This window comes from Pedococcus cremeus (assembly GCF_900111375.1).
GTDB classification, from domain to species: domain Bacteria; phylum Actinomycetota; class Actinomycetes; order Actinomycetales; family Dermatophilaceae; genus Pedococcus_A; species Pedococcus_A cremeus.
Map to the genome: position 1 here is coordinate 517,468 of NZ_FOHB01000001.1, position 16,308 is coordinate 533,775.

General features: G+C 72.2%; 16 protein-coding genes and 1 tRNA gene. 6 read left to right on the forward strand and 11 right to left on the reverse strand.

Features of this window, described 5'->3' with window-relative positions; genetic code table 11:
- Nucleotides 1–10: 10 nt before the first annotated feature.
- Both BMW78_RS02395 and BMW78_RS02400 read right to left on the reverse strand, forming a co-directional pair.
- The gene (locus BMW78_RS02395; protein WP_091755980.1) at nt 11–1,159 is read right to left on the reverse strand and encodes an acyl-CoA dehydrogenase family protein; all 1,149 of its coding nucleotides are present in this window, start codon (nt 1,157–1,159) and stop codon (nt 11–13) included.
- A gap of 191 nt (nt 1,160–1,350) precedes the next feature.
- Nucleotides 1,351–2,058: a winged helix-turn-helix transcriptional regulator gene (locus BMW78_RS02400; RefSeq protein ID WP_091755982.1), complete on the reverse strand. Its 708-nt coding sequence runs from the start codon at nt 2,056–2,058 to the stop codon at nt 1,351–1,353.
- Between the two features lie 243 nt (nt 2,059–2,301).
- On the opposite strand from BMW78_RS02400, the gene BMW78_RS02405 reads away from it, so the two are divergent.
- A complete protein-coding gene (locus BMW78_RS02405) occupies nt 2,302–3,240 on the forward strand; it encodes a PLP-dependent cysteine synthase family protein (protein WP_091755984.1) in 939 nt (312 codons plus the stop codon).
- A gap of 84 nt (nt 3,241–3,324) precedes the next feature.
- Here BMW78_RS02405 and BMW78_RS02410 read toward each other — a convergent pair whose 3' ends face one another.
- Nucleotides 3,325–4,161: an alpha/beta hydrolase gene (locus tag BMW78_RS02410; protein ID WP_091755986.1), complete on the reverse strand. Its 837-nt coding sequence runs from the start codon at nt 4,159–4,161 to the stop codon at nt 3,325–3,327.
- 181 nt (nt 4,162–4,342) lie between these two features.
- Between BMW78_RS02410 and BMW78_RS02415 the strand changes: the two genes are divergently transcribed.
- Nucleotides 4,343–4,519 (forward strand): DUF3099 domain-containing protein, encoded by a 177-nt coding sequence (locus BMW78_RS02415; RefSeq protein WP_091755988.1) that lies wholly within the window; start codon nt 4,343–4,345, stop codon nt 4,517–4,519.
- Between the two features lie 89 nt (nt 4,520–4,608).
- Here BMW78_RS02415 and BMW78_RS02420 read toward each other — a convergent pair whose 3' ends face one another.
- The 3 genes from BMW78_RS02420 to BMW78_RS02430 form a co-directional block, all read right to left on the reverse strand.
- A complete protein-coding gene (locus BMW78_RS02420; protein ID WP_091755990.1) occupies nt 4,609–4,980 on the reverse strand; it encodes a VOC family protein in 372 nt (123 codons plus the stop codon).
- 205 nt (nt 4,981–5,185) lie between these two features.
- A tRNA-Met gene (locus BMW78_RS02425) sits at nt 5,186–5,262 on the reverse strand.
- A 177-nt stretch (nt 5,263–5,439) separates the two neighbouring features.
- On the reverse strand, nt 5,440–8,364 hold the full coding sequence (locus tag BMW78_RS02430; RefSeq protein WP_342707689.1) for a UPF0182 family membrane protein: 2,925 nt from the start codon (nt 8,362–8,364) through the stop codon (nt 5,440–5,442).
- A gap of 303 nt (nt 8,365–8,667) precedes the next feature.
- Here BMW78_RS02430 and BMW78_RS02435 point away from each other — a divergent pair, with 303 nt between their 5' ends.
- Complete coding sequence (locus tag BMW78_RS02435) at nt 8,668–9,222, forward strand: PPA1309 family protein (protein WP_091756543.1); 555 nt, start codon at nt 8,668–8,670, stop codon at nt 9,220–9,222.
- An 86-nt stretch (nt 9,223–9,308) separates the two neighbouring features.
- Here the strand turns inward: BMW78_RS02435 and BMW78_RS02440 are convergent, their stop codons facing one another.
- From BMW78_RS02440 to BMW78_RS02450, 3 genes are read right to left on the reverse strand one after another with little or no spacing between them, the layout of a single operon-like run.
- Nucleotides 9,309–10,484 (reverse strand): YlbL family protein, encoded by a 1,176-nt coding sequence (locus BMW78_RS02440; RefSeq protein WP_091755994.1) that lies wholly within the window; start codon nt 10,482–10,484, stop codon nt 9,309–9,311.
- 5 nt (nt 10,485–10,489) lie between these two features.
- Nucleotides 10,490–10,921, reverse strand: a complete 432-nt coding sequence (locus BMW78_RS02445) for a molybdenum cofactor biosynthesis protein MoaE (protein WP_218144196.1) — start codon at nt 10,919–10,921, stop codon at nt 10,490–10,492.
- A gap of 5 nt (nt 10,922–10,926) precedes the next feature.
- On the reverse strand, nt 10,927–12,006 hold the full coding sequence (locus tag BMW78_RS02450) for an NAD(P)H-binding protein (RefSeq protein ID WP_218144197.1): 1,080 nt from the start codon (nt 12,004–12,006) through the stop codon (nt 10,927–10,929).
- Nucleotides 12,007–12,121: 115 nt separating this feature from the next.
- Between BMW78_RS02450 and BMW78_RS02455 the strand changes: the two genes are divergently transcribed.
- Both BMW78_RS02455 and BMW78_RS02460 read left to right on the forward strand, forming a co-directional pair.
- Entirely contained in the window at nt 12,122–13,759 is a 1,638-nt protein-coding gene (locus BMW78_RS02455) for a zinc-dependent metalloprotease (protein ID WP_245735613.1), read from the forward strand.
- Nucleotides 13,756–14,337: an NUDIX hydrolase gene (locus tag BMW78_RS02460; RefSeq protein ID WP_091756002.1), complete on the forward strand. Its 582-nt coding sequence runs from the start codon at nt 13,756–13,758 to the stop codon at nt 14,335–14,337. Before BMW78_RS02455 ends, BMW78_RS02460 begins: the two co-directional genes overlap by 4 nt.
- A 45-nt stretch (nt 14,338–14,382) precedes the next feature.
- Here BMW78_RS02460 and BMW78_RS02465 read toward each other — a convergent pair whose 3' ends face one another.
- Both BMW78_RS02465 and BMW78_RS02470 read right to left on the reverse strand, forming a co-directional pair.
- Nucleotides 14,383–14,991, reverse strand: coding sequence for a M48 metallopeptidase family protein (locus BMW78_RS02465; RefSeq protein WP_091756004.1), 609 nt, complete (start codon nt 14,989–14,991; stop codon nt 14,383–14,385).
- Nucleotides 14,992–15,040: 49 nt separating this feature from the next.
- Nucleotides 15,041–15,877, reverse strand: coding sequence for an enoyl-CoA hydratase/isomerase family protein (locus BMW78_RS02470; RefSeq protein WP_091756006.1), 837 nt, complete (start codon nt 15,875–15,877; stop codon nt 15,041–15,043).
- 134 nt (nt 15,878–16,011) lie between these two features.
- On the opposite strand from BMW78_RS02470, the gene BMW78_RS02475 reads away from it, so the two are divergent.
- A complete protein-coding gene (locus BMW78_RS02475) occupies nt 16,012–16,170 on the forward strand; it encodes a DUF5679 domain-containing protein (protein WP_091756008.1) in 159 nt (52 codons plus the stop codon).
- The last annotated feature ends 138 nt before the right edge of the window (nt 16,171–16,308 follow it).

Genomic DNA, 16,308 nt, shown 5'->3' on the forward strand with positions numbered 1-16,308 from the left:
GGGAAGAGGGTCAGGCGACGGTCGAGAGCCCCAGCTCGTGGCGACCGACCTCGGCGAGCGTCTGCTCCGGGGTCAGTGGGTGGAACTTCCCGGCGCGGATGTCCCGGTAGCAGCGCTCGATCATCGAGCCCTTGAAGTACGCCGGCCCACCCGCGACGTCCATGGCGAGGTCGCACACCCGCATCCCGGCATGGACCACGTGGGCCTTGGCGAGCATGACCGCGAGGAACGTCTCGGCCGACGGGGTCGGGTCGTCCCCCACATCCCGGAGCGCACCCTCGAGCACCCACTCGGCGCCCTGCAGGAGGAGTCGCGACTGCCCGAGCTGGCGCTGGACGGCGGGGTCGTCCCGCTTCCTGCCTGCCGCCTGCACGGCAGCGGAGTATGCCGCCTCGGCGACGCCGAGGTAGACCGCCGTGATGATGGGGAAGGCGATGCTGCTGATGACCTGCAACGGGCCGTCGACGACGCCGAACGGGCGGTTCGCCAGGACCCTCTCCTCCGGGACGAAGACGTTGTCGAAGACGATGTCGTTGCTGGCCGTGCCACGCATCCCGAGCGTGTCCCAGTTGTCGGCGACACTCACGCCCTCCGCTCCGGCGGGGACGGAGAGGTTCAGCACGCGCAGGCCCTGCTGCGGGTCGTCGTAGGTGAACATCGTGGAGATCACGGCACCCGCGACCGACTGGCTCGCGAAGCGCTTGCGGCCGGTCACCCGGAACCCGCCGTCGACCCTGGTGGCGCGTCCGGGCGGCTCCGTGAAGTCACCACCACCGGTGGAGACGAGGACGATGCCCTCCTCCAGCACCCGCCTCAGGGTGGCCTCGGCGCCGGGGAGGTCGCGGCGGTGGCGCCAGGCGGTGAAGGCGGTCACGTGCTGGTGCATGGCGCTGGCCAGCGCGGTGGAGCCGCAGTAGTGGGCGATCCGCCGCTGCATGGCGGCGATCTGGGCGATCGTGGCGCCCTCTCCGCCCAGCTCGACCGGGACCGCCACGGAGAGCAGGCCCTCGCGTCGCAGCGCGTCGTAGGACTCGGTGACAAAGGTGCCGGCCACGTCGTGGCCGCCACTGTGCTCCGCGAGCAGCGAACCGATGCGGTCCACACGGCTCAAGAGGCTTGCTTCGGTGGCACGGCTGGTGGTTGCGGTAGTCGTCGTCATGGCAAGGAGACTGGTCCACGGCCCAGGGCTGGGACCAGTGCAGTTTCGCTACCCCCGTGGCACGTCCCACCACTGCGGCGGAGCGCGCCGGAGCACCGGCAGCGGGCAGCGAGCAGCCCCGGGCACCAAGCAGGTTCGGCAGCGAGCAGCCCCGGGCACCAGGCAGGTTCGGCAGCGGACAGCAGGCAGGCTCAGGCCGTGGCCTGCAGGTTCCGCCGGAGCTCGCCGCGGCGCGTCGCCTCGGCGAAGGCGGTGGTGTCGAACCAGGTCGGGAAGGCTCGGGCGAGGCGGCTCGGGCCGGCCAGCCGCACGTGACCGGCGGACAGCAGCTCCTTGAAGGCCACGCGCCCGACCATCCAGCGCTGCATCTGCCCGGTGGCGGCCTCGAGCCGGAGGTCCACCTCGTAGCCGGGGTCGGTCGTGCACACGGTGACCGCGCGCCGCTCGACCACCAACCATCCCTCCGCCCGGCCCGGACCGGTGAGGTCCACGTGGACCACGGTGCGCTCCAGGGGAAGCCTGTTGGGGATGGCGTGCTGGTGCAGCCGCCACATCAGGGACTGCCCGTCGCAGTCCCGCTCCCCCGGGTCGCCGAACACCCACTCGGCCGCCCAGTGCCCGATCGCCCAGACGATGGGGGTCAAGGACTCCCCCGCGGGGGTCAGGGCGTACCGGCCGGGTCGGCCCCTGCCCGCCTGCTCGCGCACCACCAGCCCTCGCCGTTCCAGCATCCGCAGCCGCTGGGCGAGGAGCGTCCTGCTCATCCGGGGGATGCCGCGGTGGATCTCGTTGAAGCCGGTCGAGCCAACCATCAGCTCCCGGATCACCAGAGGAGTCCACCGATCACCCACGACGTCGACGCCGACGGCGATGGGGCAGTAGTCGGAGTGGTTCGCCACGCAACCATGATGGCGCTGCGACGGCAGACGCGGTAGTACACGTTCTGTACCGCCAAGACGCATCCGCGGCCGGGTCAGGTGGTACGCAACCGGTACTGGTCCGGGCCCCGGCGAAGCGGCAATGCTACGGGGGCCACCCACCGGGGAGGACGAATCCGAACGCGGGCCACCTCCCACCGGGGTGACGCGCGTGGCGCCGCACCGACGTGGCGCACCTTTCCCTGCGACGACAAGGACCCGGGCATGGCCACCATCATCGACGCGATCGGCAACACGCCCCTCGTGCGGCTGGGGCGCTGCGGCCCCTCGAACGGCGCCGAGGTCTGGGTCAAGCTTGAGTACTACAACCCGACCGGTTCGATGAAAGACCGCATGGCCCTGGCCATGGTCGAGGGTGCCGAGCGCGATGGGCTCATCGAGCCGGGCGACACCGTCGTCGAGTACACCGGGGGAAGCACCGGGCCCTCCTTGGCACTGGTGTGCCGCGCCAAGGGCTACCGTGCCCGGATCGTCATGGCGGACTGCTTCACCGAGGAGCGCTTCCAGCTCCTCCGCGCCCTCGGCGCGGCGGTGGACGTCGTCGCTTCGGTGGAAGGCAGGCCACGCGTCACCCCCCAGGACATCCGCTCCATGATGGCCCGGGCCGCCGAGCTCGCGTCGCAGCCGGGCCACTACGCGACCGACCAGTTCAACAACCCCTACGTCATCCCGGGGCACCGCGACTTCCTCGGCCGCGAGATCTGGGAGCAGACCGGTGGCCGGGTCACCGCGTACACGCAGGGGGTGGGCACCGGCGGGTCGGTGCTCGGTGTGGCCGAGGCGCTGCGCCCTCACGGTGTCGTCATCCAGGCGCTCGAGCCCGCCGGCTCCGCGGCCCTCTCCGGGGGTCCGTCGGGGTCGTTCGTCATGCAGGGGTGGGCCGGCTTCGTGGTCCCCCAGTGGGACGCCACGAAGGTCGACCACGTCGACGCCATCACCGACAGTGAGGCGACCGAGATGATGCTGCGCCTCGCCGCCGAGGAGGGCATCTTCGCAGGCATCTCGACAGGCGCGAACGTCGTCGGGGCGCTCCGGCTCGCCGAGCGACTCGGGCCGGACGCCGTCATCGTGACCCTGGCCGTCGACACCGCGTTCAAGTACCTCAGCGTCGATCCCCTCGCCCGGCTCCGAGAGGGGGCCTGACGGCGGGGCCACCACACAGCGCCGCCCCACAGCCGCCTCGGGCGGTGCACCCGGCCACGAGACCGGCGGCCTGGTCGAAGCCGGCTAGCGGCGCACGGAGGTGACCTGGGCCCCGTGGCCCAGCGCGATCTGCGCGATGGCGCGCAGGGACTCCGTGCCGGCGACGAGGTAGCCGTTGTGCCCCACGGCCCCTCCGACCGGCAGGGCCTTGGCACCGAAGGCCGGGTCGGTCGGGTCTGCCGCGTGGCCGAAACCGTTGACCCGGGTGTGCGGGACGACCCGGATGGGGTCCTCCGCCGCGATGCCGGCCCAGACCTCGGCGGTGGTGTGCAGCTCGGCGCGGCTCCAGACGTCCATGCCCGGCGAGCCCACGACGACCAGGGAGGCGGCGTCGACGTGCGAGGCCGCGTGCCCGCAGACCACGGAACCGTAGCTGTGGCACACCAGGCTCACCCGTGCTGAGTGCGGGAGGCCGTCGACGAAGGTGGCGAGCCGTGCGGCGCCGGCCACCGCCCGCTCCGACCGGGCCGCGTCGGCGTCGATCCCCGCGGGCGCGTCGTAGTCGAGCCACACCACGACGGCGACGGGCGTGTGCGGCGACTGCCGCTGCATCTCGGCGAGCAGGCTGCGCGCCTGCACCGCGGGGTGCCGCCGTCCGGCGCCGCGCTCGTCGCTGACCAGGATGCCGCTCCACCCCACACCCGGCACGATCACGGCGATCCTGCGGGCATGGCGCACGTCGCCGAAGGCCTCGACCACCCGGCCCTGGCCGCGGTGGCTGATGCTGAGCACCGTGGCGGCCGGGCCGGCGACGTGCACGGGCTCGCCGTCGGTGATGGACTGGCCGACCGCGGGGGCGGCGCCGACGACGACGGCAACGAGCGTCGCGGCCGCGAGCGCCAGCCGGTCACGGGGCCGCATCCGCCGCGGGGGCCGTCCGCCCGCTCCGTCGTGAGCTCGACGAGAGCGTCGGGGAGGTCGATGCACGCAGGGGTCCTTCACGATCGGTCACGGGCGGCTTGACCCAGTGTGCGACAAGAGTCTGTGAACCCGATCAAAGCCCCCGGCGGCTCCCCCGTTCATCCGAGGCCACACTGGATGAATGGACCGTCAGATGCGGTGGTACCTGTGGCTGATGGGCACCTGCGTGGTGCTCCTGGCGCTCGCGTGGTTCCTGGTGCGTCTGTGGTCGGTGCCGCTGGCCATCGGCATGAGCGTCGTCGCCGCCTTCATCCCGCCGATCGCCGTCATCATCGCCAACGCCGGCCGGCTGAAGTAGCAACGTCACGGTCCCTGGGCCCTGCTGCGTCACTGCTCCGCGTGGTGGAGCAGTGACGCAGCTGCCCGAAGTGTGCGCCCTGACGTCGGCTACGCCTGGCGCAGACCGAGGGTGTTGCCGTCGGGATCGTGGAACCAGGCGCCACGGGACGGGCCGACCTGGGCGATGTGCCCCGTGGTCGTCAACGGCCCCTCGGTGTAGTCGATGAACTCCACCCCTTTGGCCTCGAGGTCCGTGACGACCGCCTCGATGTCGGAGACCTCGAAGTGGGCCAGGGTGTGCTCGGTGGTGACCGGCGGCCGCTTGAAGAGGGAGACCTCGCTGACGTCGCCGCACCGCAGTCGCACCCCGACCGGTGTCTCCCAGAGGAGCGTGAGGCCGAGGGCGTCGACGTAGAACGCCTTGGCCCGGTCCAGGTCGGTCACCGGCAGGGTGGCCACCACCATCGTCGCACCGATCATCGTCAGCCTCCTTCCAGCTCCCGGCACCGACAGCCGGGCTTGTGGCCTGTGGCCAGCATGCGGCCGGGGTCGCGGGGCCACATCGAGCGAAGGGACGAGCGAGGGGTGACGGCGAAGAACGGAGCGCGGCGGGGCAGGTCGAGTCCGCAGGAGAACGACGAAGGCCCGGACCTGATGGTCCGGGCCTTCGTCTCGCTGACGCGTTTGGTAGCGGGGGCAGGATTTGAACCTGCGACCTCCGGGTTATGAGCCCGGCGAGCTACCGAGCTGCTCCACCCCGCGTCGGTAGACACAACCTTACGGGAACCGGGCTTTCACGCCAAATCCGCTCCCCCGGGCCTCCTCGCAACGGCCTCCCGGGCCCGCTCGCAGGGCTCCTCCGGTGCTGATCCCAGCACCACGGGCCTGCTCGCAGCGCGGTATGCCGCGCGCACCGGGAGCGGTGCGCGCGGCATACCGTCACTTGCTGGTGGTGGGCGACGGCGTCGCCGTAGCGCTGCCGCTGGGGCTCGGGGTGGGCGTCACGGTGACCGAGCCCTGCGGCGCCGCCGAGACCGCCCGCTGGATCGCGTCGTTGAGCCGCTTCTGCGCCTCGCCGTAGGCCGCGAAGTCGCCGTCCTTGAGCGCCTGCCGGCCGTCGTCGTAGGCGGACTGGATGTCCTTCAGCGCCTGGTCGAGGGCCGTGGCATTGGAGCCGGTGGGCGGCTTCGTCGTGGTGGTCGGGCCCGACCCGGTGCCCTTGTCACCGGCCTGGGCCCCGGACTGACCCCCGAAGAGGCCGTCGAGGGCACCGGTGAGCGTGTCCGACCACGCCAGCTTGTCGCCGAACGCCACCACGGTCGCCCGCGACAGCGGGTAGGACGACGGACCGTTGGCCTGCACGTAGATGGGCTGGACGTAGAGCAGACCACCACCCACCGGGAGGGTCAGCAGGTTGCCCATCGTGACCCGCGAGCCCGACTGCCGGCTCTGGTTGAGGAACTGGTTCAGCGTCAGCGCGTACGCCTCGGAGCTCACGTTCGAGCTGTTGATGTCGTTGGCGACCTGACCGGGGCCCTTGACGGTCGAGTCGCGCGGCAGCTCGAGCAGCCGCAGCTTGCCGTAGCCGTCGCGGCGCTTGCCGTTCTCCGACCCTGCGTTCGCGTCGACGGCGAGGAAGCCGGAGAGCACCTCGCGGTCACCGGTGGGCTGGAACGTCGTCGTCAGCGAGAAGCTCGGCGACGACTGCTTCGGCATGGCCAGCGTCAGGTAGTACGGCGGCTGGTAGACGGCCGCGTTCTCCTCCGTCGGGTCGTTGGGCACCCGCCAGAAGTCCTGGCCTCCGTAGAAGGAGTCCGCGTCCGTGACGTGGTAGCGCGCCAGCATCATCCGCTGCACCTTGAACAGGTCCTCGGGGTAGCGCAGGTGCGACATGAGGTCGCCGCTGATCTCGCTCATCGGCCGCACCGTGCCGCTGAACGCCTTGGACCACGCCTTGAGCACCGGGTCCTTGTCGTCCCACGTGTAGAGCTTCACCGAGCCGTCGAAGGCGTCGACGGTGGCCTTCACCGAGTTGCGGATGTAGTTGATCTGCCCGGTGCTGATCGCCCGCACCGCGCTGGAGGTCTCGGTCACCGAGTCCGAGGTCGCGTTGTCGATGTCCTGCAGCCGCGAGTACGGGTAGTCGGCGGACGTGGTGTAGCCGTCGACGATCCACTGGACGCGGCCGCCCACCACGGCGGGGTAGGGGTTGCCGTCGAGGGTCAGCCACGGCGCCACCTTGCGGACCCGCTCGAGGGGCTGCCGGTTGTAGAGCAGCCGCGAGTTGTCGTTCACGGCGTTCGAGAGCAGGAACTTCAGCTCGCGGTACTTGATGGCGTAGGCCGCTCGGCGCATGAACGAGCCGATCGCGACGCCACCGTTGCCCTGGTAGGTGTTGTTCTTCTGGCCGGCGGCACTGTTGTCCGGGTAGTCGAACTCGAGCGGACGGCTGCCCTTGGGCGCACCGACGATCGAGTAGGCGGGTGACTTCTCGCCGAAGTAGATGCGCGGCTCGAAGTTGCCGAGTGTGCCAGTCGGCGGGATGTCCTTCTCGTAGAAGACCGGCTGGCCGTCGTCACCGCGCCGGTTGCCGTAGGCGGCGACGACACCGAAGCCGTGGGTGTAGACGGTGTGGTCGTTGATCCAGTTGCGCTGGTTGGCCGGCACGCCGTCGAGGTCGAGCTCGCGCACCGCGATCACGGTGTCGTTCTCCTTGCCGTCGAGCCGGTAGCGGTCGACGTCGAGCGAGTCCGGGAAGGCGTAGTACGACTTCACCGACTGCAGCTGCTTGAAGGTCGGCGAGACAACGTTGGGGTCGACCAGCCGGATGCCGGGGATCGTGTCGGTGTCGTCGCGCAGCTGGTTGCGAGTCGCCGTCGTCGCCGCCTTGTAGTCGTCGACCTGCACCCCGTCGAGACCGTATGCCGCCCGGGTCGCCTTGATGCTGCGGTCGAGGTACTTGGCCTCCTTCTGCTTCTCGGACGGCTTGACGGTGAAGTTCTGGATCAGCGCCGGGTAGATGCCGCCGACGACGACCGCGGTCACCGTCAGGAGCGCCACACCGATGATCGGCAGCCGCCACGACCGGGTCCAGATCGAGGCGATGAACAGCGCGGCCGTCATGATCGAGGCCACCGCCAGGATCGCCTTGGTCGGCATGACGGCGTGCGCGTCGGTGTACTTGATGCCGGTCAGCAGCGGCGAGTCCTTGGTGAGCAGCGAGTAGCGGTCCACCCAGTAGGACCCGGCCCGGACGAGCACCAGCGCCGCCAGCAGGACCGCCAGGTGGGTGCGCGCCGCGTGGGTCGTGCGCTCACCCCTGCCCTGCAGTTGCACCCCGCCGTAGACGTAGTGGGTGAAGGCGGCCGCGATCAGCGCCATGATGAGCATCATCGTCACGAAGCCGAGCACGAACCGCAGCCACGGCAGGGTGAAGACGAAGAACGAGAGGTCGATCCCGAACTGAGGGTCCTTCTGGCCGAAGGACACGCTGTTGCGCCAGAGCAGGAAGGTCTTCCACTGGCCGGCCGCCCCGGTGCCGGCGAGGAAGCCGAGCACCACCGGGATGCCGATGGTCGCGACGCGCCGCAGCGGCTCGATGGCCTCGCGGTACTGGTCGAGGTTCTGCTGCTGCGGGGTCACCGGCGCGTAGACGGGCCGGGCGCGGTACCCGATGACGAGGCTGGAGGCCACCAGGGCCGCGGTCAGGATGAACCCGACGGTGAAGAGCAGGACCTTGGTGACGAGCTCGGTGGTGTAGACCTTGGTGAAGCCGATCGAGCTGAACCACAGGACGTCGGTCCAGATGCCGGCGGCGATGGAGACCAGCACCGCCAGCGCGACGAGGATCGCGATCGTCGGCACGAGCGGTCCCCGGCTCCGGCGGAACCCCATCGGCGGGCGTCCGCCGGGTCGTCCGCCACCCGGGCGTCCCGAGCCGGGAGGCGTCGGACGACCACCCCCACCCTCAGGGGGAGGGCCACCTGCGCCGAACCACTCAGAAGAACTCACCACACGCCCGATCTATCTGAAGGCGGCGCCTCCGTCGCACCGCCTGTTCAGTGCCAACTTACCGAGCGCGCCCCGGGTTCCCTGCAGAGATGGCAGTACTGGCCCACCTCGCTCGCGCGGTCGAGCCAGTGCGCAGTTTCACGTATGCCGCGGGCCATGCGGCACCATGGCCCCGTGACCTCCCAGCCGCAGCCCGTCGCAGACCCGCTCACCATCGCCGCCCTCGACACCGAGAGGCACGTCGCCGCCTCCGGCTGGGACCAGAACCCCCGCGTCTTCGCCCTGGTGCCGACCGCCGACCTGCTCGAGCGCGAGCCGCACCTGCGCGCGGGCATGTCCGGCTCGGACCTCGCCCCCGGCGCGCTCTCCGCGATCGAGCAGGAGGACCTCCCCCGCACGTCGTCGATGGAGTCGCTGCTGGGACGGATGTCGTGGCCCGAGGCCGTGGTCGGCGTCGCGCTGGCCGTCGAGCGGGTCGTCGTGCCCCCGGAGGCCGAGCGCGACCTGCCGGGCAACCCGGAGCAGGCGATGGAGGCGCTGGCCGGCCACCCGGACCGGCGCGACGTGCGCCTGCTCGTGGCGGTCACCCGTGACGGGCGGAGCCGGTGCCTGCTGCGCCAGCGCGCGCACGACCGCGACGACCAGGTCGCGATGGGCGACGACATCGCCCCCGGACTGGTCCACGCCCTCAAGGCCACGCTGCAGGACTGAGCCGCCACGCGGCATACCGGCTCCGCGCGGCACAGCCGCTCTGCGGCACGCAGGGCTCTCCCGACCACTCGGGCCGGGCGGTGCGGCTAGCGCGTGCAGGTAGGCAGGCTGTTGGCCTTCTTCGCCGCGATGTCCTGCACGGCCCTGCGCGCCTCGTCGAACGTCGAGATCCGCACGACCCGCAGCCCGTCGGGCACGTGCCCGACGACCTCGTCGCAGTTGTCCGCGGGCGCGAGGAACCAGTCGGCGCCACCGTCGCGGGCCCCCACCAGCTTCTGCCGGATGCCGCCGATCGGGCCGACGGTGCCCGAGGAGTCGATGGTGCCGGTGCCGGCGATCTTCTGCCCGCCGGTCAGCGCGCCCGGGGTGAGGGTGTCGTAGACGCCGAGCGCGAACATCGTGCCGGCCGAGGGGCCGCCGACGTCGCCGGCGTGGATCTGCACGTCCACCGGGAAGTCGAACTCGCGGCCGAGGAACACCCCGATGGTGGCGCGTCCGTCGGAGTCGCGGGTCGTCGCGGTCACGTCGACGAGGGAGCCGCCACGGCGCAGCTGCAGCTTCACCGGCTCCCCGGGCTGGTGCTTCTGCACGGCGGTGCGCACGTCCTCGGAGGTCCGGATGGGCGTCCCGTCGACGGCCACGATCTGGTCGCCCTTCTTCAGCAGGGCGGCCGAGGGCGCGTCCTTCGCGACCTGGGCGATGGTCACCCGCTCGGTCACCGGCTTGCCGAGCGCCTTGAGGGCGACGGCGATCGCCTCCTGCTGGGAGCCGACCATCTCGGCGGTGTTCTCCTCCTCGACCTGCTTGCTCGTCACACCCTTGGGGAAGATCTGCTCCTCCTTGTAGATGTCGCTCGTGGGGTCGATCGCCGCCCAGAGGAGCTCCCACGCGTTGACCTTGTCGCCCGGTCCGCCGAGCACGCGCACAGTGGTGAAGTCGAGGGCACCCGTCGTCGGGTAGGTCTCGGCGCCCTTGACGGTGATGAGCTGCTGGCCACTGAGCTTGCCGAGCGTGTTGGAGATCGGACCGGGCTGCATGACCACGTAGGGCAGGCTCACGATCGAGAGCAGGGCCGCGAGCGCGATGCCGAGGAAGACGCCGGTCAGCGCCCAGACGGACTTGCGCGACAGCCGGTAGGGGTCCTGGCCCGAGTACCCGGGGGCGGCCGGGCCGCTGGGACCGGGCGGGCCGCTGGGGTCGTTCGGGCCGTTGGGGTCGTTCGGGTCGTTCGGGCCGGGCGTCGAGGAGGGCAGCTGGGGCATCCGGCTCACGGCAGGCCGACCCACTCGTCGGAGCCGTCGGCGAACCGCTGGTGCTTCCAGATGGGCACGGTCGACTTCAGGGTGTCGATGAGGTCGCGGCAGGCGGTGAAGGCCTCGCCGCGGTGCGCCGCGGCCACGGCGACGACCACGGCCGTGTCGCCGATCTCGAGGTGTCCGGTGCGGTGCACCGCGGCGAGCCGGGCGACCCCGTGGCGGGCGCCGACCTCCGCGCAGACCCGTTGCAGCGTCTCGACCGCGCTCGGGTGCGCCGAGTAGTCGAGGGCAGCCACGTCGGCACCGTTGTCGTGGTCTCGGACCACGCCGACGAAGAGCGCGATGCCCCCGCACTGCGAGTGCCGCACCGCGTCGAGCACCTCGTCCACCGAGAGCGGTTCCTCCCGCACGTCGCACAGCACGACGTCGGTTCCGTCTGACACGCTGCTCACGCTCCACCTCCCCTGCGGCGCCTGCGCCGCATGATCGCCGCCGTGCCCACCATGGCCACCGCGGCGCTGGCGGCGCCGAGCGCCGCGTCCTTGCGGTCGAGCCGGCGGGCCGCGACCGCGTGCGATCCCCGGATCCCGTCGAGCAGGACACCGAGGCAGGTTGCATTGTCGTATGCCGGTTCCCAGCCGTGCGCGCGGAGGGTGCCGGAGGACACCGCCCACGGGTGCAGCACGAACGCGAGGTCGCTGGCCGGGGTCGGCAACACCCCAACGCGGTGGAGCCGGTCGGCGGTTCCCTGCGCCACCGCCAGGCTGAGCTCGACCCGCCGCATGCCGGTCAGCCGCTCGACCTCGTCCTGGGTGAGCCAGCCGTCGCTGGCCACCGTCAGGGCCGGTCCGAGGCCGTGGCTGACGACGACGGCGACGGCCGACCCGAGGTCGTCGACGTGGCAGAACTGCCACACCGGATCGGCACCCTTGACCGTGAGCAGGCGCGGGGCCTCGAAGTGGCGCGTGATGACGGTGTCGACCCCGTCGCCGACGAGGGCGGCCGGCCGCAGCACCGTGATCCTCAGCCCGGGATGGACCTCCCGCGCCACGGCGACCAGCTGTTCGACGTCCATGAGGTCGCCGACGCTGCCGCCGTCGGCCACCGCGCGGAGCTCGGCGTCGTCGTCCAGCGGCACGGGGTTGTCGGGGTGGGCGCCGAAGACCTTGGCGCTCGTGACGACCACCAGGTGGCCGACGCCTGCCGCGGCAGCCGCCGTGATGACGGTCTGGGCCCGGCGCAGGCTCCGCTCCCGCCGCAGCTGGCGCCCCTCGGCCAGCTCACCGGCCAGGTCGGTGCGCACCGCGACGTAGACGGCGGTGTCGACGTCGTGGAGGGCCGAGGCCAGCGACGGGTCGGCAGGGTCGCCGTGGCGCCACTCGGTGCCACCAACCTCCGACGGCTCGGCGTCGACGGCAACGACCGCGGCGATGCGGGCTCCCCCTCGCTCGCCCGCCCCTCCCCGGGCGGCGGCTCCCACCAGCTCGCGCAGCACCGCCCGCCCGACGGGCCCCGACGCGCCGACCACGGCGACGTTGATGGCACTACGCCGGGAGCGAACCGCGCCCCGGGGGGAACTCACTGTGGCCTCCGCATGGTTGTCTAGTGGAGACACATCCTCGCAGCAGGCCACAGGAGCCGTCGTGCCAGACCAACCCATCACCCCGCCGGACCCCGACGACGAGGGAGAGCAGGGGGAAACCCCGGACAAGCAGGACAAGCCGCGCCACGAGCCGCTGCGGCCGCGTGGCCCCGGTGAGTCGGGCCCGCCTCCCAGCTCCCGCCCCGCCGGGTTCGGCACCGGTGCGACGCCGCCCCCGGCTGGCTCCGGCGACAGCGGCTCCGGGCTGCCGCCCGAGCTCGAGGCGATGATCGGGCGCCTGACCGGCGGCCAGGGCATCGACCCCGACATGGCCAAGATGCTGCAGGGCATGGGTATCGAGAACATCGACCCCGCCATGCTGCAGATGGTGACGGCTCAGGTGCAGGCCATGTTCGCCGGCTCGGACGACGAGCCGTTCAACGTCGAGGTGGCCACCGACACCGCGCGCAAGACCGTCTCCGCCGCCGGTGACTCCTCCGTCACCGCCGCGGACGCCGCCAAGGTGGCCCAGGCCGCCCAGGTGGCCGGCCTCTGGCTCGACCAGGTCACCGACTTCGGGCCGCCCGGCATCAGCACGCACGCGTGGAGCCGGGCCGAGTGGGTCGAGGCGACGATGCCGACGTGGCGCAGCCTCGTCGAGCCGGTCGCCGAGGGCGTGGGCCGGGCGATCAGCGCCGCCATGCGCACCCAGCTCGAGCAGCTCGGCGAGGGCGCCCTGCCCGAGGGCTTGCTCCCCGCCGGCATCGACCCCCGCGCGCTGCTCGGCCAGATGGAGCCGATGCTGGCCCGGATGAGCGGGTCGATGTTCGGCCTCCAGGTCGGACAGGCCGTCGGCGCCCTGGCCCAGGAGATCGTCAGCGGCACCGAGATCGGTCTGCCGCTCGTCAGCGACCAGGCCGTGGCACTGCTGCCGGCGAACGTCGACGCCTTCGCCGAGGGCCTCGAGGTCGACCTCGACCAGGTGCGGATCTACCTCGCGGTCCGGGAGGCCGCGCGGGTGCGGCTCTTCGCCGACGTGCCGTGGCTGGGTCCGCAGCTGCTGGCGGCGGTGCGCGACTACGCCCGCGACATCACCATCGACACCGAGCGCATCGAGGCCGGCCTGCAGCAGGTCGACCCCACCAACCCCGAGGCCCTGCAGGCCGCCCTCCAGGACCAGCTGTTCCGGCCCGACCCCAGCCCCAGCCAGAAGGCGGCCCTGTCCCGGCTCGAGACCTACCTCGCGCTGGTCGAGGGCTGGGTCGACGTCGTGACCGAGCGGGCCACTCGCGACCACCTGCCCCAGACCGCTGCCCTCGGTGAGGCGGTGCGTCGCCGCCGGGCCATCGGTGGGCCGGCCGAGAAGGTGTTCAGCGGCCTGGTCGGCCTCGAGCTGCGGCCCCGGCGGCTCCGCGACGCCGCCAACCTCTTCGCCGCCATCGAGGCCCAGCACGGTGCGGCCGCGCGCGACGCGGCGTGGGGCCACCCCGACGTGGCTCCCACCGGCGCCGACCTCGATGACCCCCTCGGCTACGTCGAGCGCATCGGCTCCCCGACCGTCAGCGACATGGACGCCGCCCTCGACGAGCTGCTGCGGGAAGGCGGCGCCGGCGACACCGACGGCCCGACCGGCGACGGCACGCCGGACGACGGCAGCGACGGCGGCTCCACCCCCGGTGGCTCCGGGGACGGCCGGTGACGGCGCCCACCGAAGGCGTCCCGGCGGCATACCTGACCCTGCGCGACGACGCGCGCGCCCTCCTGTCCGGCTGGGACGCACCGGACGCGCAGCAGGAGTCCCTGCGGGTCGAGCTCCTCGAGCACCTCGAGGCGCACGACGACGTGATGTGGAAGCAGGGGCCGCCCGCCCACCTCACCGCGAGCGCCCTGGTGCTCAACACGAGCCTCGACAATGTGCTGCTGACCCTCCACGCCAAGGCGGGGCTGTGGCTGCAGTTCGGCGGGCACTTCGAGCCGCAGGACGCCTCGGTGCTGGACGCCGCCACCCGCGAGGCCCGCGAGGAGTCGGGTCTGGCGGGGCTGGAGCTCGCGCCGCAGCTGGTGCACCTCGACCGGCACCGGCTCATCGCCTCCGGGTTCGGGCGCTGCCGTGAGCACCTCGACCTGCGCTACGCCGGGGTGGCGACCGACGAGGCGGGCTTCGCGGTCAGCGACGAGTCGCTCGACGTGCGCTGGTGGCCGGTCGACGACCTCCCGCCCGAGAGCCGCCACGAGATCCTGCCGCTCGCGACGGCGGCGCGGCGGCTGCTCGGCTGAGCCGGCCGGGTCGCTCCCCGACGACGACTCGGCCGCTGTCGACGACTACTCGTCGACCTCTTCGCCGACCTCTTCGCCGACCTCGAGGGCGGCGACGCCGTCCAGCTCGGCCGCCTCCTCCGCGGCCGCCCGGGCGGGATCTGCGGGGGCCAGGTCGAGGTGGGCGGCGGCAGCCACGCCCTCGAGGTAGCCACGAGCCCGCTCCATGCGGGGGAAGCCGCCCACGAGCGACCAGAAGTCCTTGCCGTGGCCCGGCACGATGAGGTGGGCGAGCTCGTGCAGCACGACGTAGTCGAGGACGTAGCCGGGCATCCCGCGCACCCGGGTCGAGATGCGGATGGTGCCGTCGGCCGGGGTGCAGGACCCCCACCGCGACTGCTGGTTCTCGACCCAGCGGATGCTGGCCGGCTTGGCGAGACCGCCGAGGTAGCGGCGCGAGAGCTCCTCGGCCCGCGCCGTGAGCTCGGTGTCGCTGGGGTTGCGGCGGCGGTCACCCGCGGCCAGGCGGTCGAGCATGGTGGCCACCCACTGCCGTTCCTCGGCCTTGGTGAAGCGCGCCGGGATCAGCACGACGGTGCGCCCTTCCTCGCGGTAGGCGCTCACCGTGCGACGGCGCCGGCGACTGCGCCGGACCTCGACATCGGGGGTGTCCACCCCCCGAACATAGGCCACGAAGGCCTCGTGACCTAGGGTTTTGTCCGCCTCAGCGGCCGTGGAAGGTGGGGCTGCGCTTCTCGGCGGCGGCCGCGATGCCCTCGTGCAGGTCGTCGGTGGCCAGGGTGACCGCCTGCGCCAGCGCCTCCCACTCCAGCGCCCGCTCGTAGGTCGCGTGGCCCCCGTCGCGCACCGCCTGCAGGGTCAGCCGGGTCGCGACCGGCGCGGCTGCCGCCACCCGCTCGGCGGCCGCAAGGGCGTGCCCGAGCACCTCCTCGGCAGGGGCCGCCAGCGACACCAGGCCGAGGCCCACGGCCTCCTGGCCGGTGACGATGCGCCCCGTGAGCAGCAGGTCCCGCGCCACCGCGTGGCCGGCGACGTCGGGCAGCGACCACGTCGTCGCCATGCCCGGGTGCAGCCCCAGAGAGGTGAACGGCACGCCCAGCTTGGCGTCAGCGGCGGCATACCGGACGTCCATGGCGAGCGCGAGCGCGAAGCCGGCCCCGATCGCGTGGCCGTTGACCGCCGCGATCGTGGGCACCTCGAGCTGCTTGACGGTGAGCCAGGAGCGGTAGAACGCCAGCATCCGGGTCCGCAGGTCGGCCACCTGCGCGTCGGGCTCGGAGACGATCCACGACAGGTCGCCGCCGGCGTTGAACGCCGAGCCCTCGCCCGTGACCACGACGGCGGCGAGGTCCGCGTCCTGTCGCAGCAGCCCCATCAGCCTCACCCAGGACGCCGTCATGGCGGTGCTCATCGAGTTCCGGCGCTCGGGCAGGTCGAAGGTGACGACCGCGATCCGGCGCCCGGAGGCCTCCCGCGCCTCCACCCGGAGGTCCTCGTAGGGGGTGGTCCACCACGTCGTCGGGGCGCTCTGGTCGGTCATGGGGACGAGCCTAGGGGGCGGGCGCTGAGCACGAGCGACACGCCCCGCTGCGCGATTTTGTGCTCAGCATGGTCTACGGTGGCCGAAGTCCAGCACCGCAACCGTGCGGTGGTATCGACAAGGAGACATACGCGATGGCTGACGAGACCTACAAGGGCGAGTTCTACTGCGTGAAGTGCAAGGAGAAGCGCGAGGCCGAGGGCAAGGTCGTCGAGACCAACGGCCGCCGCATGGCCAAGGGTGTGTGCCCGGTCTGCGGCACCAACCTCAACCGCATTCTCGGCAAGGCCTGAGGCAGCGCCTCACCCCAGTCAACGCGAGAGGGGCGGGACCAGCGGCTGCGGCCGGGTCCCGCCCCTCTCGCGTGCCCGCCGCCGGTGCGGGCGCTGTGGATGACGGCCCGGCCGGCCGCACGCGCTGTGCGAGGGTGA

What these genes read in the sequence shown, in the direction of transcription:
- BMW78_RS02410 (WP_091755986.1), bottom strand. Translation starts at nt 4,161, where the DNA reads ATGCGGCCCCGTGACCGGCTGGCGCTCGCGGCCGCGACGCTCGTTGCC.
- BMW78_RS02440 (WP_091755994.1), bottom strand. Translation starts at nt 10,484, where the DNA reads ATGCCCCAGCTGCCCTCCTCGACGCCCGGCCCGAACGACCCGAACGAC.
- BMW78_RS02475 (WP_091756008.1), top strand. Translation starts at nt 16,012, where the DNA reads ATGGCTGACGAGACCTACAAGGGCGAGTTCTACTGCGTGAAGTGCAAG.
- BMW78_RS02420 (WP_091755990.1), bottom strand. Translation starts at nt 4,980, where the DNA reads ATGATCGGTGCGACGATGGTGGTGGCCACCCTGCCGGTGACCGACCTG.
- BMW78_RS02470 (WP_091756006.1), bottom strand. Translation starts at nt 15,877, where the DNA reads ATGACCGACCAGAGCGCCCCGACGACGTGGTGGACCACCCCCTACGAG.
- BMW78_RS02435 (WP_091756543.1), top strand. Translation starts at nt 8,668, where the DNA reads ATGCGGCACCATGGCCCCGTGACCTCCCAGCCGCAGCCCGTCGCAGAC.
- BMW78_RS02415 (WP_091755988.1), top strand. Translation starts at nt 4,343, where the DNA reads ATGGACCGTCAGATGCGGTGGTACCTGTGGCTGATGGGCACCTGCGTG.
- BMW78_RS02395 (WP_091755980.1), bottom strand. Translation starts at nt 1,159, where the DNA reads ATGACGACGACTACCGCAACCACCAGCCGTGCCACCGAAGCAAGCCTC.
- BMW78_RS02405 (WP_091755984.1), top strand. Translation starts at nt 2,302, where the DNA reads ATGGCCACCATCATCGACGCGATCGGCAACACGCCCCTCGTGCGGCTG.